Below are 22,802 nucleotides of genomic sequence, written 5' to 3' on the forward strand. Positions count from 1 at the left end.
CGACACTCTTCCCAATTCGGCCGTATTTCTGTATGCTTTGCGAACAATGTCACCGATCGCGATCACGCTGATGCTCCTGGTAGTAGCTATCGTGCTATTTGCCACAGAGAAGATACCCGTCGACGTAGTCGGGATCCTTCTTGTCATCGCACTCGTGATGACCCAGGTCTTAACGATGCAGGAGGCCGTTGCGGGCTTTGGCAATGACATCATCATCACCATCGGCGGGCTTTTCATACTTGTTGGCGGTTTGATCAAGACCGGCCTCGTTGATCTTATCGGGAGACGACTTTATCGTTTTGCAGGCAACAATGAGTTGATGTTGACCGCGCTGATAATGGTCACGGCGGCGATCTCGGCGTCAGTCCTGAAAAATACGACGACGACGGCGATGTTCCTTCCGGTCGTTATCGGCCTTGCCGCGAAAGCGAAGATCGCACCTTCGAAATTGCTGATGCCTCTCGCATTCGGTGCGATCCTTGGCGGCAGCTGCACCCTTATCGGCACGTCGACAAATCTTGCGGTAAGCGGAACCATCCAGCGCTATGGCTACGAAGCGTTGTCGATGTTCGAACTGACGCCCGTTGGCGTAATGGTAGCGCTGGCAGGTATTGCATACATGCTCGTTTTCGGCCGAAAGCTGCTGCCCAAACGCGGCGGTGGCGAATCATTGACCGACGAATACAGCATTCGCGAGTATATTTCCGAATTGGTCGTACTGCCGGAATCAAAACTCGTCGGTAAGACGATCGGCGAATCGAACATAAACACCGAACTCGAACTCAACGTTATCGGATTCATTCGCGAGGGAGAACGGCGCGTTTCGCCGAAGGCGTTCGAGCGGATCCACGCAAATGATCTGTTGATCGTTGAAGGAAAGATCTCGGATATCCTTCGGGTGAAGGAACAAGCCGGTCTCGAGATAAAGCCTGATTTCAAACTCAACGACGACGAACTCGAAAGCGCTGATATCGAGCTTTTCGAAGTAATGGTGATGCGCGATTCGATCCTGGTCGGCCAAAATCTCAAGGCGCTCAGGTTTCGCCAAAATTACGATCTGACAGTTTTGGCGATCAACCGTCACGGTGAGACCTTTATCGAAAAACTCTCGGACGTAAAGCTTAAGTTTGGCGACGTGCTGCTTGTTCAGGGTTCACGCGATACGATCGAACCGCTTGTCGTTGAGAACGAGATCCTGCTTCTTGAGGATGTTTCGGCGGCCAGCATGCGGCTCGAAAAGCGAAAATGGGCGATCGCCGCATTTGCCCTTTTTCTGACGTTATCGGTCTCAAAGATCACCGTAGGGATCGATATTCCCCTGGCGATCTGCGTGCTGGCTGGCGTTCTGCTTCTTCTTGCGACGAAGACCGTCCGTTATGCCGAAATGTACTCGCTGATCGATTTTCGCCTTCTTGTACTGATTGCGTGCATGATGAGCTTTGGTATGGCGATGGAAAGAACCGGGACCGACCAATTTCTCGCCGATCTGATCCAACGCTATTTCAGCGATTATGGGGCGATGCCCGTGCTTGCCGGGTTTTTTCTGCTGACCGTGATCCTGACACAGCCGATGTCAAATCAAGCCGCAGCTCTTGTCGTTCTGCCGGTCGCGATCAAAGCCGCTATCGCGCTCGGGCTCAATCCCCGAACGTTCGTCGTCGCCGTCACTTTTGCGGCGTCGTTTTCGTTCATCACGCCGCTCGAACCAGCGTGTGTACTCGTTTATACTCCCGGCCGTTATCGCTTTACCGATTTCGTCAAGATCGGTGCCATTCTAACGCTGATCGTTTTTTGTGTTGCGATGATCCTTGTCCCTGTCTTCTGGCCGCTCTAAGCCTTGTCCGAACCGACGGCGGACGTCAATTTTCTGCCTTCAACGAACTCACGAAAATGTCGTATTCGGATTCCCCGTTTTATGATCAGCAGGAGCCCGGCGGCCGACCAGAAAAGAATCCTCCCTTTTCGTATTATCGCCAGCGTCACGCCGATGCCGACACTCAGGCCGACGGTCTCGGCAACAAACTGCGCTCCTGCTTCATCGATCCCGATTGAGAAAGGAACCAGTTTGAATACGATCGTCAATAACCGGCTGATCGATTCCAACAAAAAAGCATTGACCGCAACCGCACCGGTCTCCGTGATCCGGCTCAGAATGAACAAGACTTCTGCGACGCCCAGCGCATGATATACGATCTCTATCAGACAGATCGGCAGAAAACGGCGCGGATGCTGCCGATAATAGCCGTAGATGAAGTTCTCGAACAGCCGGACCTGTACACGACCGTGACCCAAAATGCTTGTGAGAAATCCTTTCTGAAAAAGCCATTCACAGGCCTCGCTCGCGAAATGCCATTGTCGGATGATCAAAAGGATCAGGAAAACGAAAGAAGCGGCAATCAAACCGATCACAACGTTGATCGTGATCACCCAGTTCGGTTCCAATGGGAACAGCCGAACGAAGGTGATCGACCCGGCTATCAGGAACGCGCTCGTCGTAAAGCTGTAAAACAGATTCTCCGTCGCCACCGATGAGAGCCCGATGACCAGCGGAACCTTCCTCCGAACGGCGATCGCTTTTGCGGTGCCGCTGACGAGTATGCCGAGCGGCATCATGCTGCTCATTGCCTCGCCAATTACAACTGCGGGCACGGTCTCGCGAAGCGGGAGAGAGTAAGGATGAAAGACCGATAGGCTCCAGGCCGCGGCGCGAAAACAAATGCGGACAAAAAAGATGACGAGAATTATCGCGAAGCCGTCGATGCCAAATTTTTGAATATTGTCCGCGATCTCGCCGACGCCGACAGAATAGACAAAATATGAGAAAAGCCCGATGCCGAGAAGCGTCATCACAATGCCGACCGTCCTGAGCCGTCTCATCCTTTTTACGGGGACATCGCTAAGATCGATCACTTGGCCGTCATCGGTAGTTTCGGGTGTCACGGTCATTGCCTTTGCCCTTTGGCGTGTCTAAAATGGTATTTTATCCAAATTCGAATAACAAAATCGTATATAGGAAATTGATATGAGCACCGCAACAGGACAAGCATTTGCAAATAACGGCCTTACTGTTTTGACCGAAGAAGAAGAGCTATTTCGCGCGTCCGTCCGTGAATTTGCCGAGGGCGAGGTACGGCCCCGCGTCGAGGCAATGGAACATGCCGCAAAACTCGATCCGGAATTGATCAAACAGTGTTTCGAGCTCGGACTGATGGCTATCGAATCGCCCGAAGAATACGGCGGTGCGGGTTCGACCATATTCAACGCCATTGTGGCCATCGAAGAACTTGCCCGAGTTGATGCAAGCGTCTCGGTATTTGTTGATGTGCATAACACGCTGGTAACTAACGCATTTATGCGTTGGGCCACCGACGAGCAAAAGAAGAAGTACCTGCCGCAGCTTGCCGAAGGCCGCGTCGGTGCATATGCCCTAAGCGAAGCAGGTTCGGGCTCAGATGCGTTTGCATTAGCGACCCGTGCGGTCGATAAAGGCGACCATTACGAGCTCACCGGCCAGAAGCTTTGGATCACCAACGGCAACGAAGCCGAGATCTTCATATTGTTCGCGACCGTCGACCCGGCCGCGGGTTACAAGGGCATCACGGCGTTTATCGTCGAGAAAGGCTTCGAAGGCTTCTCGGTCGGCAAGAAAGAGGACAAGCTTGGCATCCGTGCTTCCTCGACGACGGAACTCATCCTCGATGGCTGCAAAGTGCCGAAAGAGAATGTGCTCGGCGAGGTCGGCAAAGGATACAAGGTCTCGATCGAAACGCTCAACGAAGGCCGCATCGGCATCGGGGCACAGATGCTCGGCATCGCCCAGGGAGCCTACGAGGCCGCTCTGAAATACACCGCCGAACGCGAGCAGTTTGGCCAATCGATCAACAACTTCCAGGCAGTGCAGTTCCAGCTTGCCGAGATGGCCGTCGAGATCGAAGCGACGCGTCTTCTGGTCTATAATGCCGCCCGGCTCAAAGACGCCGGCAAGCCTTTTTTGAAGGAAGCCGCAATGGCAAAGCTATATTCGTCGCGTTGCGCGGAGGCCGTCGCTTCAAAAGCTATCGAACTCTTCGGCGGCTACGGCTACGTCAAGGACTATCCGGTCGAGAAATTCTGGCGCGATTCGAAGATCGGTTCCATATACGAAGGCACCTCGAACATGCAGCTTCAGACCATCGCGAAGCTCATAATGAGCGGAAAGTAGGCGTAATTGACAAGATCGCCGCCGTTGGTTTAATGTTTTTCCTGCATCAGGAGCGGTTCGAAAGAACCCGGCAACCGGCGAGAAACGGTGCTTTGAGGTGAAAATCTCGATGTGCGAAAGCGAGTAGCTTTCAGAAATCTCAACAGTTCGCTTAAGGCCTATTACTCTTGATGTGAGTGATAGGCCTTTTCGCTGCCTGATGTATTAACCAAAAAAAGGAGAATACATCAAAATGACAAATTACCCATTTCTAGTTTACCTGCTCGAGCCGGGTAAATTTCTAACCAAGACGATCCGTTTTGTTCCGATCTCCGAGAAAAGTTCCGACAGGTCTGGTATAACGGTTCGTTGCCGGATAAGCCCTTACGACGATCTCGGCGAGCTTTTACCTGAGGTCAGGTCGCTCATTCGCAACGTCGGGCATGAGGAATTCATAAAAACAGGTCTTCTGGTGTGCGCGGTCTACGGAGCGGATGATTGTGACTACATTGCACCGAACGGAACGCCTTATCCTTCTAACGATCCGCCGAGATTAGGCAGGAATCTCTTTGATGAAGGAGAAACGGCCGAGACAGAAGAGGATCTTTCCGATCTTTGCCCGATCGGCGCAGTAATAAGTCTCGCTGACGCCCAAATAAAACGAAAGAACGAGACTGTCCATTGAAAACCGGGAGAGACCCCTCACTCTCCCACTTCAAAATTTCGAAAAACACTTCGAAAATCACAGCGAAAGTTGTATTCTCAGTGTCGGACTTCTTGGAAAAATGGACGAAAGCGTTCGAATTCAAAACTGCACCTTAGTATTCAAGTGCCCGTTATTGTGGACTGAGCTTGAACCGACCTCCGACGAAGGGATGAGGTCCTGCAGAGTTTGCGATAAAGGCGTCTATCTCGCGGAAGATGATGAAGCCGTCGCGATCCTTGCAGCTCTCGGGAGATGCGTGGCATATCGATCACCGATACGACCATTGAGAGAGGACGAGGTCGATTTACTCGGGATGTTTGTTCCTGACTTTGATGAAGACGAAACCGATACCGAATCATAGCTTATGGACTCGGCGGCTATCACGATAAAGAAGGCATCCGTCGCGGACGCGAAGCTTTTGACCGACCTTGCATACACGACGTTTTGGGATGCATTCGCACATCACCCTAAAAATGCGCCTGACGATTTGAACCATTACATGCGGCAGGCGTTCAGTCTTGAGCAGACCGCTGCAGAACTCAGTGACGAAAGGAACGTTTTTATCATCGCAGATCTGGATGACGAACCGGCCGGCTATGCCAAGCTTATCATTGGTGCGGTCGAGAACGGCATCACCGCTGAAAAACCGATCGAGCTCAATCGGCTCTATTCACATCAGCGATTTCTTGGCCTCGGCGTCGGCCAAACGCTGATGGATCACTGCTTTGAGCTTGGACGCGAATACGGCTGCGACGTGATGTGGCTGGGCGTTTGGGAATATAATTCGAGGGCACAGAGGTTCTACGAGAAGAATGGCTTTCGCGCTGTAGGTAGCCACGTGTTCCAACTCGGGGCCGACCCTCAGACCGATCTCTTGATGCAAAGGGAACTTTGAACGAACCGATACAGCTCGACGTTTTGTATTCCGCAGACGATTTTGCTCGCGGAACCATGTTCATTCAAAGCCGCTCGCCGATCCTTCGATATGCCTTTTTGGCACCGTTGATCGTTCTTGCCGTCTCTGCGGCCGGCCTCTTCGTTATCCCGGGGACTTATCGGCTAAGCGAGGCGAATCAGCGCTTTTTTCAGCTATTCGGAATTTTCCTTCTTATCTTGTCGCCGATGCTCTACTTTGCGACCCGAACCAAATCAAGCTTTTGGCTGCGACGACAATTCCAGAAACAGATCGACAGTTCGCCCGCTCTTCAGAAACCGCAGAGAATAGAAATAACCGAAGACGGTGTGATAGGTACAACGGAGTTGTCAAAAGGCGAGACCCGCTGGGAGGCAGTGATCGAAGCGATCGAGACTTCCGATTACTTTTACTTATTTACCGCAAAGAAGATGGCGATGGTACTACCAAAACGCGCATTTGCGGACAACACTCAGATCGGACAATTGCGAGAACTCGTGGCTGCCAAACTTGGGTCGAGGGCAGTGCTGCTCCAATAGCCTTGCTTCGATCGCGTCGATGATGTAACGTTTCATGTGTGCGACAAATCAATAACCCGCCGAATCCTTATTCCCGCTTTTCGGCGGAGTATGTAGGCGAACCACCGCCGACAAAGCTCGAGGTCTACGAAGAAACAGCGACAAAAAAGGTGATCACAAAGGCTTTTGCCTCTGATTGGGAAGGCGGGTGGCGGTATACGGTAAATTGCTACCGAGGCTGCATTCACGGATGTACATACTGTTTCGCACGTCAGTATCACGAATACCTCGGTTACGGAGCGGGAACAGATTTCGAGACAAAGATCGTGGTCAAACCGAATACACCGCAATTGCTTCGTGAAGAACTGAAGAAAACGTGGGACAAGATGCCGCATCTCGACTTTTCGTTCGCGACCGACCCTTACTTGCCGCTCGAGGCCGAATATCAGTTGACGAGAAAGTGTCTTGAGGTATGTGCAGAGTTCAGGGTTCCGGTCGCTGTAATTACAAAGAGCGCACTTGTAACCCGTGACGTCGACATCTTAAAGCGACTTGCCAGGGTTTCGGTCTTTTTTTCGCTTCCTTTTCTTACAAAAGAGAGATCAAACCCATTTGAGCCGTACACACCTGTTCCGGAGGCGAGATTCCGCGCGATGAAACTGCTTTCGGATGAAGGCATTCAGACCGGGATCGGGATCGCACCCGTAATTCCGGGTTATAACGAGGCCGATATCCCGGGCTTACTTGAGCGTGCCAAGGAATGCGGGGCCCAACGTGCTTTTATGTCGATGCTTCATATCGACACTGATTCGATCGAAGAGTATTTTGTTCAGAGGATGACCGACCGGCTGTCGCCTACGCGGGTCGCCAAGATAATTAATACAATGAAGCGCGAACGCGGCGGCACTTTGCGGCATCGTACCTACAATGAGCGCATGACGGGCAAGACCGAGCAGTGGGAGGTGACCGAACGATTGTTCGATTTTCATTCTCGGAGGCTCGGCTTTAAAACGCATGAGCGGCCCGAGCTATCTGATTCAGCCCCCGTATCAGAACCCGTTCAGCAGAGGCTCTTTTAAGCAGAGTCACAAACTTTGAAGGACGATTTCGTCCTTTGGCCTGCGCCGTCTAACATAATTTTCATTCCATGGAGGTAATAATGAGGTCTTTTTTCAATGTGATAATGTTCGCGGTTTTCGCGGCATCGGTTTTTGCGATAAACGTCAGTGCGCAGGACAAAGGAAAGGAACTGCGATCGGCGATCGATCGCGTCGACAAGGCGTCAGATGTGATAAAGGAGGTCATGAAGATCTCAGAACGATCGATCCCGCGCGATCTGCTTTCAAAGGCAAAAGCGATCGTCGTGTTTCCCGGAACGCTTAAGGTCGGCTTTATTGTCGGCGGACAAGGCGGAAGCGGCGTTGCGATCCGTCGGTTGGACAGCGGCTGGAGCGCACCGGCATTCCTGAACATGGCCGGCGGAAGCATCGGGCCGCAGGTCGGCGGACAGAAGACCGACTACGTTCTTTTGGTCATGAACGAAAATGGGCTCGACAAACTCTTGCGCGACAAGTTCGAGATCGGCGGCGAAGGGAGTGTTTCGGCGGGTCCGGTCGGCCGCACGGCTTCGGCAACGACCAATGCGAGGCTTGATGCCGAAATTCTTAGTTATTCAAGGAGCAAAGGCCTGTTTGCGGGTATATCGCTTAAGGGGGTCGTGATCTCGCAGGACGAAGATATGAACCAGGCGATCTACGAAAAATCAGCTCGTCAACTGCTGGTTGAGACTCCGATCGGTTGGGCCGATGCACCGGCGTCGCTGCAAAAGTTCCCAAAGACCGTCGCCACGTATACGCGATGATCGGCGTCCGGATGTCACAACGAAAGCGCCGCCATCGATGCGGCGCTTTTTTTGCATCGCCATTGGTGCTAGTTTCAAGATAATGCAAAACCGAATAGACGTTTTCGAGCAAATGCTTGCGGCTGATCCTGACAACACGATGGTGATGTTCGGACTGGCGAAAGAATACGAAAAGGCCGGCCACAACACCAAGGTCATCGAGCTTCTCGAAGCCTATCTCGCAAAAGCCGATGATGAGGGAAATGCTTACGGCACGCTCGCTGCAGCCTACGCAAGAAGCGGTGACCGGGATAAGGCGATCGAAACCTATGAGAAGGGCATTGGTGTCGCAATGGCCCACGGCCATCCAACGATGGCAAATGAATATCGGATGACGCTCGATCTCGACTACACCGACTAGGGTGTGGTGCAGGCCGAAACGGTCGCCTTCCTGATCCTAACGGGCTTTTCCGGCTTTTCGTCCGTCACCTTCGCTTTGTTGATCGCATCGGCCACTTCCATACCTTTTATCACACGTCCGAATGCTGCAAAGCTGCCGTCGAGATGTGATCCGGTGCCGACAAGGATGAAGAAGTTTGTCGTAGCGGTGTTTGGTTCTTCGTTGCGGGCCATTGAGACGACGCCGCGTTCATGAAGTATCTTGTTCGGCTCGTCAGGCAGAGTCCGGCGGGCACGAGTACCTATCTCATAGGTCACCTTTCCCTCTCGCGTCCAGATGTCTCCGCCTTGAATTACAAAGCCTGGAACTATACGGCTGAACGTTGTTGTATCGAGCAATCCGGTCGCCGCCATGTTAAGAAAATTTCGAACCGATTCAGGGGCGTGCTCCGGATACATTTCTATCACGATCTCGCCGGCTTCCGTATCGAAGCTGACACACTGGGCAGCCATCGTTTTAACATCAGCCTTGTCGAACGGTTCGGCCTTTGCTTCGGGTGTAGGCGTCGGCCGGGGATTCGCCTTCGCCGGCTCCTGGACCTGCGGGGTCTGGCCGGTGATGCCAACTACGAAAAACGCGACCAAAAAAATCATCGAATACTTCATACTCAGACGATTTTCGGCCAAAGCGAATCGGGTGTAAAGTGTTTTTGAGCCGCCGAGGACAACTTTTTAGATTACTCCGGCTTACTTACACCAACGAAGGCAAACCGAATTATGAGAACGATCTTGAATCTTGGATTGATACTGCTCATCTCCGTCTCTGTTTACGCCCAGCGTGAGCTTGGCGTCCGTCCGACCGAGACGGGCGGCCCGCTGATCGCCGAACAAGCTGCGTTCGATGTAATGACCTATAACGTCAGCGTCAGGGTCGAGCCAAGTTCGCAATGGATCTCTGGAACCACGGTCATGACGGCAAAGATCGTTAAGCCGACCGCCGTCATTGTGCTCGATCTTGATCCGGCATTCACGATCGAGCGTGTTTACGGCGAATCCGGCGAGAAGGACCGGCAGGCCGCGATGCGCTACGAGCATAAAGACGGGAAGATACGGATCTTTTTCCCGAAAGTGAAGAAGGCCGGCGAGGCTTTCGAGACGTTCATCACGTATTCGGGCAAGCCGCGAAGGGCACCGCGTCCGCCTTGGGTCGGCGGCTTTATGTGGGAAAAAACGCCGAGCGGAGCAGATTGGGTCTCGGTTGCGCTGCAGAACGACGGCGCCGATCTCTACTTTCCGGTGAAAGATCATCCGTCGGACAAGGCCGACCGCGTGACGATGAATATTACCGTTCCCGACCCGTTGGTCGCGGCAGGTCCGGGCGTCCTTCAGGATGTTAAGAAGAATGCCGACGGCACATCGACCTTCAACTGGCTGATGACCAATCCGATCCCGAACTACTCGATCGTCTTCAATGCGGCACCGTACCGCAAGATCGAGGATTCGATGAGAAGTATCACGGGCGAGACCATCCCGATAGTTTTTTACATCCTGCCAGAAAGCTACGAGAATGGCGCAAAACTGATCGCTGAGACAAAGAAATACGTTCAGTTCTTTGAAAAATACAATGGGCCGTTTCCTTTCCGTTCGCAAAAACTCGGGATCGTAGAAACTCCGCATCTCGGCATGGAGCATTCGACGCTGATCGCTTACGGCAATAAGTTTCAGTATAACGCCGACGGATTTGATTGGCTGATGCTTCACGAACTAGGGCATGAATGGTGGGCGAATCTCGTAACCGCCAGGGACTGGAAGGATTTCTGGATCCATGAAGGATTTCAGTCGTTCATGGATACGCTTTATCTCGAGCACATCGGCAAAAAGGACGCATATTTCGAATCGATGCGCCAGCGTGCTCGGCGAACGCGAAACATGCAGCCGGTAGCGCCGCGGGAAGCCAAATTCGCTTACGAGGTCTATCTTCAGGCTCCGGACTACATCCAGAGCGACGGCGACATCTACGGCAAGGGCGCTGTTGTTCTTCATACACTTCGATATCTGATAGGCGATGATGCCTTCTTTCGTGCCCTCAAGCGAATGGCGTATCCGACGATCGCTATGGAACGCCTGACCGACGGCCGACAAACACGCCTCGTTGATACCGACGATTTTCTTGCGATCGCCGAAAAGGAATCGGGCATGAAGCTTGGCTGGTTTTTTGAGGTATATCTCCGCCAGCCGAAACTTCCGAGACTGGTAGTGACCGAGGGTTTGTCGAGTTTCGCCAACCAGCCCAGCCGACTGGTGCTCCAATGGGAAACCCCGAACGCGCTGCCTTTCCCGATGCCGGTTGAGGTCGAGATCGGCGGCAAGACACAGCGCGTCGAGATGAGAGGTGGAAAGGGAATCGTCAATTTCACGGGGGCAACCCCGGTCGTTGATCCTAAGGGTTGGATATTGAAAGCACAATAGCATCGTTTGGTGAGCCTTTGCGTTTACCGAAACCAGAACCCGAATTGTTTCGGATCTGAAATTCGAAGTGGGCTTCGACCGCGGAAATTGCCCGAAACAGCCCATTTTGATATCCTTTTCAATTACACATCTATTAGAAATATTTATTGAAAGGGTTCATTTTAATGTCTACATCTGCGAAAGAGATCGATTCAAAAGCTGAAAAGAAGGCGATGAAGGGAAAAGCGGCCACCGAGATCGACGATAAATATCACGGGCTTTCTCCCGAAACTCTCGTCGGGATATACCGCACGATGTACCTGTCGCGCCGGATCGATGATAAAGAGATCCAGCTCAAGGGCCAGAACAAGATCTTCTTCCAAATATCGGGTGCCGGCCACGAGGCCTTGCTTGTTGGTGCGGCTCTTGCGCTCAAACCCGCTTACGATTGGTTCTTTCCATACTATCGCGACCGTGCGTTGATGCTGGGACTTGGCATGACGGCCCAGGAAATGCTCTGGTCGGCTGTCGGCGCTGAGAAAGACCCAAATTCGCACGGACGCCAGATGCCCTCACACTGGGGCCATAAGGATCTGAATGTGCCGTCGCAGTCTTCCTGCACCGGGACGCAGGCGCTCCATTCGGTCGGAGCAGCCGAGGCAAGCTACCGGGCTTCGCTCCTCAAGGAACTTCAGGATAAGGTCGTAGGCTTTAAGGGCGACGAGGTCGTTTATATGTCGGTCGGCGACGGAACGACCAGCGAAGGCGAATGGTGGGAAGCTCTGAATACAGCCAGCAACCTTAAGCTGCCAGTGATCTTTGTCGTAGAGGACAACGGCTACGCGATCTCAACTCCGGTCGAGGTCGGAACTGCCGGGGGCGACATATCAAAGTTGGTTGCCGGCTTTCCGGATCTTTTCATCCAGAAGTGCGATGGTACCGACCCGCTCGCGTCCTACGCAGCATTCAAACGCGCGGTTGCGTATTGCCGTCAACGCAAGGGGCCGGCGTTTATCCACGGAAAGGTCATCAGGCCATACTCACATTCGCTGTCGGACGACGAAAAGCTATATCGTCCGGACGAAGAACGCGACGCCGATGCGGCGATCGATCCGATCAAGACGTTTGCAGAATTTTTGATGAACGAGGGCATTGTTTCGTCAGAAAAGCTGGAAGCTCTTCGAAAGGAGGTCGACGACGAGGTGAACCGCGCCGCCGATATTGCGATCGAAACGCCGCAGCCTGCCCCTGAATCGGCATATAGGAACGTTTTTTCACCTGATGTTGACCCGACCGACCGCCAGTTGTTCGATACGGAAGATGGAGCCGAACTTTCGGGCAATCCGGGAACGATGGTCGATCTCATCAACCGCTGCATGCACGAAGAGATGGAGCGCGACCCGCGTATCGTGGTCTTTGGCGAGGACGTTGCCGATTGTTCTCGTGAAGAATATCTCGAGCGTGTCAAAGGAAAAGGCGGCGTTTTTAAGGTGACGGCAAACCTGCAGAGAAAATTCGGCAGCACCCGCGTTTTCAACTCACCACTTGCCGAGGCGAACATTATCGGCCGTGCGGTCGGGCTCGCCATCCGCGGGCTTAAACCGGTGGTCGAGATACAGTTCTTCGATTACATCTTCCCTGCATTTCACCAGATCAGAAACGAAGTGGCGGTAACGCGTTGGCGCTCCGACGGCGACACAAAATGCCCGATGGTAATGCGCGTCCCGGTCGGCGGCTATCTCAAAGGGGGAGCCGTTTACCACTCGCAATCGGGCACTACGCTCTTCGCGCACACGCCGGGGTTGATGATCGTTTACCCATCGACCGCGCTCGATGCCAATGGACTATTGCGGACCGCGATCCGATGCGACGATCCGGTCCTGTTTCTGGAACATAAGCATCTTTATCGCCAGGTCTACAACAAGTCTGAATACCCGTCGAAAGATTTCCTTATCCCGTTCGGTAAGGCTCGAAAAGTGCGTGAGGGAAATGACGTCACCATCGTGACTTTCGGCGCTTTGGTCGAACGTTCTAACCAGGCGGCAAAACGCCTCGAGCAGCAAGGGATCACAGTCGATCTGATCGACCTCCGGACACTTGTGCCTTACGATTGGGACGCGATCGTCGATTCGGTCAAGAAAACCTCACGGGTCATCGTTGCTCACGAAGATCCGATCTCTTACGGGTATGGAGCCGAGATAGCTGCCCGCATTTCGGATGAGCTCTTCGAGTATCTCGATGCTCCGGTACGCCGCGTCGGCGCGACAGATACGTTCGTTGCGTACGCCCCGCAGGTCGAAGACTTCATCTTGCCTCAGAGCGAAGATGTTGAGACAGCGGTGCAGGAATTGATGAAGTATTAGTTACAACTCGACGCAACTTTTATCTCTTTCTGCCGTATCTAAACTCGCACCCGATCGCAAGATGATCGATCACTTAACATCAAAGTTTCGCTATTTTGCATGGCTCGGTGCGGCTTTGATGTGCGCCTTCGCGGTACCTGCGATCGCTCAGCAGTCCAGCCCCGCGCCGCCAAGTATTGTTCGGCCTGGCGCTCCGGGCCAACCTACGACCGTTCTTCCCTCAACGACAAGGGCCGCTCTGCCGCCGCGATCTCAAAAGGATATCGAGTTCATGCGGGGAATGATCATGCATCATGCCCAGGCCGTTGAAATGACGGCCTTGATCGGGGCTCGAACCGAGAACAAAGAGATCAGATTGCTGGGCGCGCGCATCAGCCAGTCGCAGTCGGACGAAATCAACTTCATGCGTCGATGGCTCGAGATCCGGGGAGAACCTGTGTCAATGCCGATGTCGAACAAACCCGGTTCGCATGCGCACGGCGGCCATTCGGCGGGCGATCAGATGATGATGCCCGGCATGCTCAGCGAAAAGCAGATGAATGAGCTGAGAAAAGCGAAAGGGCCCGATTTTGACAGGTTGTTCCTTAAGGGAATGATCCAGCATCATTTGGGTGCGCTCGTCATGGTAAAAGATCTGTTCGACACGGCGGGTGCCGGTCAGGATGCCGAACTTTTCAATTTCGCATCGGACGTCGACAGCGGTCAACGTGCCGAGATAAAGATCATGGAGGCAATACTTGGTAAAGACGCTTAGAGGAGACAAGATGATATTCACTCGCAATTTTTCCGTACGATTTTTAGCCGCTCTGATATTTTCACTTTTGTCTTTCGCCTCAGTGGCCACGGCACAGGGGCTCGAGAAAGCACCGCCGCTGCCCGCCGGAATGAAAGGGTCCGACGCAAATGATCCGCGGTCAAAGTTGTCGCCCGGTCTGTTCGATGCTGGCGAAGTCTCATTCGGCATCAAGCATCTATTGCTCCTAAAGAAGCCCGACGCCTTTCAACTCGGTGTCGATCCTAACAGCCCGAAGGTCGGTAAGGCGCTGACAGCCCTCGGGGTTCCGCCAAACGCTCAGATCCCGGCTGCGATCAAAATGACCTTTGCCGGACTCGCGTTCGCCAATTCAGATCTGGCCTTCCAGGGAAATCATCTCTTTCTCGGGAATTTCTACGGGATGAATATCTACGACATCGGCGATCCGGCAAATGCAAAGCTGGTGACATCGATGATCTGTCCCGGCGGGCAGGGTGACGTTTCGGTGCATAAAAACCTGATGTTCATGTCGGTCGAGATGCCCAATGGTCGATTGGATTGCGGCGAACAGGGATTTCCGCCGCCCGCCGCTCCCGCTGCCGGGCAATCTCCTGAGCCTGGGCCGCCCGCGCCGCAAAAAGATCGATTCCGCGGGGTAAGGATCTTTGATATCTCGGATATAAGAAATCCGAAGCAGGTGGGTGCGGTTCAAACCTGCCGGGGTTCGCATACGCACACACTTTTGGTTGATCCGAAAGACAAAGCCAATGTATACATTTACGTGTCGGGAACTTCATTCGTTCGTCAGGAGGAAGAGTTGGCTGGTTGTTCTGGAGGTGCACCCGACAAAGACCCGAATACCGCCCTTTTTCGGATCGATGTGATAAAGGTTCCGCTTGCCGCGCCGCAGGACGCCAAGGTGGTCTCAAGCCCGCGTATCTTTGGCGACCCAAAGACAGGTGCTATCAGCACCCTTACTGATGGCGGTTCACATGCCAATAAAGGAAGGCCGGTCGAGACCGATCAGTGCCACGACATCACTGTTTATCCGGAGATCGGCCTCGCTGCCGGAGCATGCTCAGGCAATGGCATTTTGCTGGACATCAAAGATCCGGCAAATCCGAAGCGGATCGAAGCCGTAAACGACCCCAATTATGCTTATTGGCATTCGGCCTCATTCTCGAATGACGGGAAAAAGGTCGTGTTCACAGACGAATGGGGCGGTGGAATGGGGGCACGATGCCGAGAGAACGACCCGAACAAATGGGGAGCGAACGCGATCTTTAATCGTGAGGGCAATAAGCTCATCTTCGCAAACTATTACAAACTTCCGGCTGCGCAATCCGAAAGCGAGAATTGCGTTGCCCACAACGGCTCTTTGATCCCGGTACCCGGACGCGACATCAAAGTGCAAGCTTGGTATCAAGGCGGCATCTCGATCATGGACTTTACCGACCCCGCGAATCCGATCGAGATCGGCTATTTCGACCGTGGCCCGATCGATTCCAATATGCTGATGATGGGCGGTTCATGGTCTGCGTACTGGTATAACGGACGGATCTATTCCTCCGAGATCGCCCGAGGCCTGGACATCTTTCAGCTGACGCCGACAAAATTTCTGACTCAGAACGAGATCGATGCCGCCGAAGCCGTAAGGGTAGCCGAGTTAAATGTGCAGACCCAGGAAATGACCGCCTGGCCCCGATCGTTGGTCGTCGCGAAGGCATACGTCGATCAGCTCGAGCGTTCGAATGGGCTTCCGGCCGGTCAGATAGCGTCATTGCGCAAATCGATCGAGAGTGCCGAGTCTTCGAAGTCTTCGAACAATTTCGGGGCTTTGAAGAAGCATGCCGAGGTAATTGAAAGAGCAGCCCGGACATCGACAAACGCGGCCGACGTATCGCGGCTCAAGGCATTGGCCGAGATCCTCAGGAAACCGTCAAACTGACAAACCTGAGCATTGAATGGACATCGTTGCTTGCAACGACGGCTCCACTTTCTGCCGTCAATGTCAGATTAGGCGAGACATACGGGCTTTGGCCGTCCTTTCTAATAGGTATGGCTGAAGCCCGGCGTTTTTCTATATCCCGAACTGCGCGAAAAGCAGGCGGAACACTATGAAGACCATTCCCATCGTTCTTGCATTTACACTTTTATTCGTTCACAGTTCGTTCGCACAAAACCCATCGGTTGATTCAGTTCGCGACTTTCGCAAAGCGAACGAACATCGCCTCCTTACCGATTTCGTCAAGCTGCTCTCGATCCCAAATGTCGCCTCCGACACCGTCAACATCCGTAAGAATGCTGACCATCTCGTCGCCGAGATGCAGAAACGTGGGCTGAAGCCGAAGCTGCTCGAAGCCGCAGACAAGAAAGTTCCGCCGGTGGTCTATGGCGAATGGATGACGCCGGGAGCGACGAAGACCGTAATATTCTACGCCCATTATGATGGACAGCCGACCGATCCGGCGGCGTGGACGGGAAGCAGGCCGTGGGAGCCTGTTCTCAGATCGAGCGCGCTCGAGCAAGGCGGCACGACGATCGCGTTTCCGAACGACGGTGAGAAGATCGACCCCGAATGGCGAATTTACGCACGGTCGGCATCGGATGATAAGGCCGGCGTGTTCGCGATACTTACCGCTTTCGACGCACTGATCGCGAAGGGCATCAAGCCCACGGTGAATATCAAATTCTTTTTCGAAGGCGAGGAAGAAGCCGGTTCGGGCAATCTAAAGGAGATATTGGAGAAGCACAAGGATCTGCTCAAGGCCGATGCATTCATCGTCTGTGATGGGCCGGTGCATCAATCGGGGCGTAAACAAGTAGTATTCGGGGTACGTGGTGACGTGAATGTCGACCTCACCGTCTATGGAGCCAAACGGCCGCTCCATAGCGGCCACTACGGGAATTGGTCGCCGAATCCTGCAATGATGCTCGCACAACTTCTCGCTTCGATGAAGGATGACAAGGGCAACATTATCGTCGAAGGCTGGAACAACGACGTCGAACCGCTCGGGCCCGCCGAGATAAAGGCGATCGCCGACGCACCGCAATACGATGAGCAGATAAAGCGCGAACTTGGAATTCTCTTCACAGAGGGCGGCGGGAAAAGCTTGCTCGAACGCATCAATCAACCTTCATTGAACATCAACGGTATAAGAAGCGGGGATGTCGGCGAGCAGGCGCGAAATGTAATTCCGACCATGGCAACGACCGTGCTCGACCTTCGCCTGGTAAAAGGGAATGACCATATTCGACAGGTGGCTAAGCTTCGAAGGCACATTGAGTCGCGCGGCTATTACGTCATCGATCGCGACCCGACGGACGAAGAGCGGCAGAGGCATCCGCTGATCGCAAAATTCATCCATCTCTCGGGAAGCTACAATGCCCAAAGAACGCGGATGGATCTGCCCGTTTCGGTTGCAGTGGTCGAAGCGGTCCGGACGGCCTCGACCAAGCCGATCGTGCGAATGCCGTCGTTAGGCGGCAGCCTGCCGCTCTCGATCATCGCTGATGCGTTGAATCAACCGACCATAACCGTGCCGATCGCCAATCACGACAATAATCAGCACGCCGAAAATGAAAACATCAGGCTGCAAAATCTCTGGGATGGTATCGAGATATTTGCAAGCCTGATGACAATGAAGTTTGATTAGGTCTACTCCGCCGCAGTGTGCCGTGAGTGCTCGACTGCCATAATACTCGGAAATCCGACCGGAATCTCGCGGCCGTCGATCTCGTGGCCGCAGATCGCAAATCCGAGACCGGAATTGCGAAACTCGATCTCGTCCATCGCCGACCGAATATCAAAACCGGACAGCAGCGACGCGTATGCACCGCCGCCGCTCGTCTTTCGCGGAAGCTTTTCGTCGGATATGGCCGAATTATATGCGAATGTCGCCATGATCACGGCCGAACGCTTGAGGTCTTCTTCGAGTATCCGTTCAGACACGTCCTGTGTCGTATGCCACGAACGGGTGAAGTATTCGATCGGATCTTGTATGAACTGAAAACCCGGTAGACCTACAGCATCGAACGCCTGGTGATCGGTGCCTCCGGTGTTATTGATCGTCACGGTCGTTGCATTCCAGTCTTTGAAGTTGCCGAGCCAGTCTTTGAATGTCGAACGAAGCTGTTCGTGACCCTGAAGATAAATGCCGCGGATCTGTCCCGTTCCGTTATCCAGATTGTAGTACGCCGCAAATTTGTCATGTGCCGGCTTTCTGTTTATCGGCGGACGCGGGCCGCCGCCAAATGCCGCAAATGCCGCCGCGTCTGAGCCGTCACCGATCGTTCCGTAATTTTTGGCCACATAACCGCGGGCGCCGAGCAAGCCCTGCTCCTCGCCGGTCCAAAGGCCGATCCTTATCGTTCGACGCGGCTTAAGCCCTGATGCCTGTATGATACGCATCGCTTCCATTACAACCGTAACGCCCGCACCATTATCGGTAGCACCGGTCCCGGCATGCCACGAATCGAGGTGTGCCCCGACCATGACCACTTCGTCCTTGAGATCGGTTCCGGGGATCTCAGCGATAGTGTTATAACCCTGCAGATCGTCGTCGAAAAACTGTACCTGCAGGTCGACGGTCATCTTGACCGGAACTCCTTGTTTGATAAGCCTTACCAGGCGATTGTACTGCTCGACCTCGGCAACGAGCTGCGGGATCGTTGCGGGAGCATTCTTTGAGTAGATCCTCATTCCCGAAACCGGCTGTGCTCCCGGCTCGGTCGGCGGAAGGTTTGCACCCATTACGCGGATCGTGCCGGCATCGGTTCCGAAACCCGAATCGATCAACACGGCCGCACCTTCTTCAAAATAGAATCTGGCCTTACGCTGATTGAACTGCTGTGCGGCACGCTGTGCTTCCGTCGGGGTCGGCTGCGGCTGCGGTGCGCCGGCGGGTTTTGCATTTTCCAGGACGGCCAGAGCCTCATCGGTGTTTCGGGTCGCATAGGGTTTGAAGATATCGTTGATGCCACGCTCAGGTGATGTCAGAACAATGGCACCTTTGAGCTTGCCTTTGTATTTTTCGAGCCCTGCTTCGTCAGTTGCGTCGATATAAAAGACATCGCTCGTGACGGCGCCGTTTGTCGACGGCGACCACGCTTTCGGATACGCTCGAAATGCCGTGGTCTGTTCGCCGGCTGTCACCGTCGCCGAAAAATTCTTCAGTTCCCATCCCCGGCCAAATTCGCCCCAAGGATCGATGATCGCATTTTTCAATCCCCACTTTTCGAGCTGTTCTTTGGTCCAGCGGTTGGCTCGCCGCTGTCCCGGCGAATTGGTCAACCTCGGGCCGATGACATCGGTCAGATATCGGATCGTGGCCATCGCCTGCGAACGGTTCATGCCTTCGTCTTTGATCTTCGCGAGCGCGTCGGCCGCGGGCACGGCCTTTTGTCCAAATATGGTGCCCGGCATCAGCAGGGCAGCCAGGGCCAGTAAAGCAAAACTCTTATGTCGATTCATTAAAGCAGACTCCTTAAGGAAATTATTTGCAGCAAAATATCGGTGTCTTCAATACGATAAGGTTAGCCGTTTGGTTTCCGATGAGGCAATCAATGCGTGACAAGACGATATATTCCGGTGTCGAGGCGTTCGGCAAACCCTTCATCGACAAGCTCGTGATTGGCCCTGCCCGACTCCCAACGGTAAAATCCGAACTTGCCCGAAAGTTCGCCAAGCAATGTGATCCCGCACATTTCGAGGTATGCCCGGGCCAATTCGCGAACCGCTTCCTCACGTTTCATTTTTTTGCTCATCTCGGTCGGAAATCGGGCCTCGGCGGGCGTCCAGATGTAGGTGAACTTCGGCAGGTAAACCACTTCCTGAGGCACGACCTTCATTCGTCGCTGAAGCTCGTCGATCGCATTGGTGAGGTCCTTCTTGTCCTTGAAGCCGCACTCGGAGCGAAGGTCGGCGGTCGCCATTTCCCATTCTTTTCGGAGCACCTTCAACACCAATTGAGCGTTCTTTGAAAGAACTCCGCTCTCGCCCTTTCTCGAACAGCCCCAAATCGCATTGAATACAGGGATCATCCGTTTCGCGAGGAACATCGAGTTTCCTTTCACAAGCTTGGCATAATAGACGTTGCCGCGGGCGATCACTTCGTCCTTGAGGACCCATGCCAAGCTTGCTTCCGGATCCTTCTGAACGTTGCGCGGCATCATCGCATCGCGACGCCCGCAGACAGCCCAGTAGACCGAAGGCAATCGCTTTCTTTCATCGGTCAGCCCAAGACAAAACCCGAGGTCCTCGACCATTGCTTCGACGTCTTCGGCGGTCTCGACCTTTAGGGCTTCTTCGCGCCGCCATTTACGGTCGCGATACTGTTCGACCTCCTCGGGGATCTGTCTCATAACGAGACAATTTAACCACAAGCCGGCCGCTTACAAAAAAAGGAAGAGAGTTGATCACCTCTCTTCCCTTATCGATCTTGGATGTTTCGGTCGTTTAGTTTTCGGATACCGGTTCAGCATTGCGTATTGGCGAGGTTGATTCGACCGATATCGTCGAGCCGGCCATTAGCCGAATATCGTCGCGGCCCATGATCGCGACCGATCCCGCACCAGCGCCGCCGCCGATGATCGCTCCGAGTACGGCACCTTTACCGCCGCCTGCTATCGCTCCGATAACGGCGCCGATCCCGGCTCCTATGCCGCCGCGTTTTGCGGTCTCCTTCGTTTGGCTGTCGCCCTTGGTCGTACCTTCGTTATCGACCCTTACTTCTTTGCCGTTCTGGTCCTTGACGTTCTTGACCGAGCCGGCAAAGTCATAAGCCTTTCCGTTGCGGAGCGTGATCCGCTCGAAATTGAACGTGACGTTCGACCGGCCGGATATCTGTCCTGAGCGCCCGACACCGGAAATATAGCCTTCGATCACCGCCCCGCGATATTCCATCGGCGATTGAACCGTCATCTTGAAACGATCGTTGTTCTGAGAGACCTTTGTGTTTATCTCATTCTCGAGCACGCCGGTGACGATCGTTCCGTTCGGTATTAGAAACTCGCCGATACGTGGTTGGCTGAGTGTCGGATTCGGGCTATTTGCCCCGACCCGATCAGCCGGATCATTGCTCGAATAAGCGTCATCATCAGCATTGTCATCGTTTATCCCGAGACCCGCGACCAATTCGGTCTTTTTATAAAAACTTTCGGCGAAGATCGTTTCCTGCAGGTAGTCCGTCGTTATTCTGCGGGTGACCTTCAGGCCGTCGCCATCGGGTGTGAATGTGATGGTGTAATCGGTTTCCCCGCCCAGGCTCGAAACCGTAAGCGATTCGCCGCGAAGCGTCGCTTTGACACGAACCGATCTTCCGTTGGATTGCTCGGTGCGTTCGCTGCCGTCAGCCACGAAGCTTACCGGTGATGCCTTGGACGAAGCAAGAGTGATCCGATCGCCGCGAACGCTTATCGCAAGTTCGTCAGGAGCATCAAGCTTTGATTCGAGTTCCTTCCTTTGCTGCCCGCTGACCGTTGAGCTTGAAAGTATGTCGGCGATGTCTTCGCTTCGGCTGCGGTCGATGCGATACGTGCCGGTCAAGGGATTGGCCGGCGCCGAGTTGACCGGAACGTCCATTGACGGTTCATTATCACGTGAAGCGTTTGAAATGCGTCCGTTCCAACTCGGAGTGACGCCATAATTGGCCGAAAGTCTTTCGATCAATCCGCGGATCTCGGTCCAGGTACCTTCGATCGACCTGTTCTGCCGATTCTGCCGAAGAAATCCGTTGACGTCCTGTGCGGAGGTAATTATCGCTTCGACGTCATCGCGGTTCTCGCGCCTGCTTTCGAGGTTGTCCTGAAATGCCTTAACCGCAGCCTTGAGCCCGTTGACGCCTTGTGTCGCATCGTTGATCGCATCGCGTCCGGCCGAACTGCTGCGGAGTTGATACCTTAGCGTGTAATCAAGGTCGTCGATCTTTGAATTCAACGCCCGAAGTGTGTCCTGCACCTCGCGCATATTCGTTCGTTGAGCCGAGACCTGGCCCGCAAGCCCAAAAACAAGTGTACCGATGAGAGCAAAAACCGAAATTCCGCTTAAGATCCGTCGCATAAGAATATCTCCTGACAATTGAACCGCTTTCAGCGCACACCTGCGCCCGCGCGTTATGAAGCATTTTTCATACCAAACGTTGTTTTCTTTTGGCACCTACATATTGTACACAGTGCGTTATGATAAGATTTTGATTCATTCTTGAACTTATAACGGAGATCGATCAATGGCTTCAGCAACGCACAAGGGAATCGTGAAATACGCCGGCGATGAGCTTTTTATCGGCACCAGCCCGAGTGGTCACTCGCAAGTTATTGATACAAATGGTGATAGAGCTTCGGCACCGACGCCGATGGAAATGCTGCTCGTCTCGGTTGCGGCCTGTACCGCCGCCGATGTCATCTCGGTATTGAGAAAGAAACGTCAGGACGTGACCGACTACCGCGTCGAGGTCACCGGCGACCGGGCCGAAGATCATCCGCGAAAGTTCGTCAAGTTTCAGGTTCACCATATCGTGCACGGCCGTAACGTTTCCGAACAGGCGTTGGCTCACGCGATCGAGCTTTCCGATTCCAAATATTGTTCGGTGGCCGCCACAGTTCGGCCGACTGCCGAGATCGAGACAAGCTACGAGATCATCGAAGTCTCCTGAAATGTGGTTCGAAGCTCACTCTGCAGCTGC

20 protein-coding genes and 1 riboswitch are annotated in these 22,802 nt (G+C 53.7%); of the genes, 15 read left to right on the top strand and 5 right to left on the bottom strand.

Annotated elements, in window-relative coordinates:
* Positions 1-46 precede the first annotated feature (46 nt).
* The gene (locus IPM28_12490) at positions 47-1,834 is read left to right on the top strand and encodes an SLC13 family permease (GenBank protein ID MBK9173798.1); all 1,788 of its coding nucleotides are present in this window, start codon (positions 47-49) and stop codon (positions 1,832-1,834) included.
* On the opposite strand, the gene IPM28_12495 is transcribed toward IPM28_12490, so the two are convergent.
* Positions 1,831-2,946, bottom strand: coding sequence for a flippase-like domain-containing protein (locus IPM28_12495; protein MBK9173799.1), 1,116 nt, complete (start codon positions 2,944-2,946; stop codon positions 1,831-1,833). The two genes, IPM28_12490 and IPM28_12495, sit on opposite strands and share 4 nt — an antisense overlap.
* Before the next feature lie 76 nt (positions 2,947-3,022).
* Between IPM28_12495 and IPM28_12500 the strand changes: the two genes are divergently transcribed.
* From IPM28_12500 to IPM28_12535, 8 genes are all read left to right on the top strand, one after another.
* Positions 3,023-4,201: an acyl-CoA dehydrogenase gene (locus tag IPM28_12500; GenBank protein ID MBK9173800.1), complete on the top strand. Its 1,179-nt coding sequence runs from the start codon at positions 3,023-3,025 to the stop codon at positions 4,199-4,201.
* Between the two features lie 38 nt (positions 4,202-4,239).
* Positions 4,240-4,333, top strand: a riboswitch (SAM riboswitch).
* 100 nt (positions 4,334-4,433) lie between these two features.
* The gene (locus IPM28_12505) at positions 4,434-4,865 is read left to right on the top strand and encodes a hypothetical protein (protein MBK9173801.1); all 432 of its coding nucleotides are present in this window, start codon (positions 4,434-4,436) and stop codon (positions 4,863-4,865) included.
* 190 nt (positions 4,866-5,055) lie between these two features.
* Positions 5,056-5,247, top strand: coding sequence for a hypothetical protein (locus IPM28_12510; GenBank protein ID MBK9173802.1), 192 nt, complete (start codon positions 5,056-5,058; stop codon positions 5,245-5,247).
* Positions 5,248-5,250: 3 nt separating this feature from the next.
* On the top strand, positions 5,251-5,781 hold the full coding sequence (locus tag IPM28_12515; protein MBK9173803.1) for a GNAT family N-acetyltransferase: 531 nt from the start codon (positions 5,251-5,253) through the stop codon (positions 5,779-5,781).
* Complete coding sequence (locus tag IPM28_12520) at positions 5,778-6,338, top strand: YcxB family protein (GenBank protein MBK9173804.1); 561 nt, start codon at positions 5,778-5,780, stop codon at positions 6,336-6,338. The genes IPM28_12515 and IPM28_12520 overlap by 4 nt, the downstream gene beginning before the upstream one ends.
* 38 nt (positions 6,339-6,376) lie before the next feature.
* Entirely contained in the window at positions 6,377-7,396 is a 1,020-nt protein-coding gene (locus IPM28_12525) for a radical SAM protein (GenBank protein MBK9173805.1), read from the top strand.
* Between the two features lie 80 nt (positions 7,397-7,476).
* The gene (locus IPM28_12530) at positions 7,477-8,178 is read left to right on the top strand and encodes a lipid-binding SYLF domain-containing protein (GenBank protein MBK9173806.1); all 702 of its coding nucleotides are present in this window, start codon (positions 7,477-7,479) and stop codon (positions 8,176-8,178) included.
* 82 nt (positions 8,179-8,260) lie between these two features.
* A complete protein-coding gene (locus tag IPM28_12535) occupies positions 8,261-8,578 on the top strand; it encodes a tetratricopeptide repeat protein (GenBank protein ID MBK9173807.1) in 318 nt (105 codons plus the stop codon).
* On the opposite strand, the gene IPM28_12540 is transcribed toward IPM28_12535, so the two are convergent.
* Positions 8,575-9,222 carry a peptidylprolyl isomerase gene (locus IPM28_12540; protein MBK9173808.1) on the bottom strand — a complete coding sequence of 216 codons (648 nt, stop codon included), beginning with the start codon at positions 9,220-9,222 and terminating at the stop codon, positions 8,575-8,577. The genes IPM28_12535 and IPM28_12540 overlap by 4 nt on opposite strands.
* A 111-nt stretch (positions 9,223-9,333) precedes the next feature.
* Between IPM28_12540 and IPM28_12545 the strand changes: the two genes are divergently transcribed.
* From IPM28_12545 to IPM28_12565, 5 genes are all read left to right on the top strand, one after another.
* The gene (locus IPM28_12545) at positions 9,334-11,025 is read left to right on the top strand and encodes a M1 family metallopeptidase (protein MBK9173809.1); all 1,692 of its coding nucleotides are present in this window, start codon (positions 9,334-9,336) and stop codon (positions 11,023-11,025) included.
* 164 nt (positions 11,026-11,189) lie between these two features.
* Positions 11,190-13,367: a dehydrogenase gene (locus tag IPM28_12550; protein MBK9173810.1), complete on the top strand. Its 2,178-nt coding sequence runs from the start codon at positions 11,190-11,192 to the stop codon at positions 13,365-13,367.
* Positions 13,368-13,485: 118 nt separating this feature from the next.
* Positions 13,486-14,121, top strand: a complete 636-nt coding sequence (locus IPM28_12555; GenBank protein ID MBK9173811.1) for a DUF305 domain-containing protein — start codon at positions 13,486-13,488, stop codon at positions 14,119-14,121.
* A gap of 10 nt (positions 14,122-14,131) precedes the next feature.
* Positions 14,132-16,069 carry a hypothetical protein gene (locus IPM28_12560; GenBank protein ID MBK9173812.1) on the top strand — a complete coding sequence of 646 codons (1,938 nt, stop codon included), beginning with the start codon at positions 14,132-14,134 and terminating at the stop codon, positions 16,067-16,069.
* Positions 16,070-16,238: 169 nt separating this feature from the next.
* On the top strand, positions 16,239-17,777 hold the full coding sequence (locus IPM28_12565; GenBank protein MBK9173813.1) for a M20/M25/M40 family metallo-hydrolase: 1,539 nt from the start codon (positions 16,239-16,241) through the stop codon (positions 17,775-17,777).
* Positions 17,778-17,779: 2 nt separating this feature from the next.
* On the opposite strand, the gene IPM28_12570 is transcribed toward IPM28_12565, so the two are convergent.
* From IPM28_12570 to IPM28_12580, 3 genes are all read right to left on the bottom strand, one after another.
* Positions 17,780-19,594 (bottom strand): M20/M25/M40 family metallo-hydrolase, encoded by a 1,815-nt coding sequence (locus IPM28_12570; protein ID MBK9173814.1) that lies wholly within the window; start codon positions 19,592-19,594, stop codon positions 17,780-17,782.
* A gap of 89 nt (positions 19,595-19,683) precedes the next feature.
* Positions 19,684-20,484 carry a winged helix DNA-binding domain-containing protein gene (locus IPM28_12575; protein MBK9173815.1) on the bottom strand — a complete coding sequence of 267 codons (801 nt, stop codon included), beginning with the start codon at positions 20,482-20,484 and terminating at the stop codon, positions 19,684-19,686.
* 94 nt (positions 20,485-20,578) lie between these two features.
* Positions 20,579-22,180 carry a hypothetical protein gene (locus tag IPM28_12580; protein ID MBK9173816.1) on the bottom strand — a complete coding sequence of 534 codons (1,602 nt, stop codon included), beginning with the start codon at positions 22,178-22,180 and terminating at the stop codon, positions 20,579-20,581.
* 166 nt (positions 22,181-22,346) lie between these two features.
* Here IPM28_12580 and IPM28_12585 point away from each other — a divergent pair, with 166 nt between their 5' ends.
* Entirely contained in the window at positions 22,347-22,772 is a 426-nt protein-coding gene (locus IPM28_12585) for an OsmC family protein (GenBank protein MBK9173817.1), read from the top strand.
* Positions 22,773-22,802: the final 30 nt, after the last annotated feature.

The sequence above is a fragment of the Chloracidobacterium sp. genome (assembly GCA_016716305.1).
GTDB lineage: Bacteria > Acidobacteriota > Blastocatellia > Pyrinomonadales > Pyrinomonadaceae > OLB17.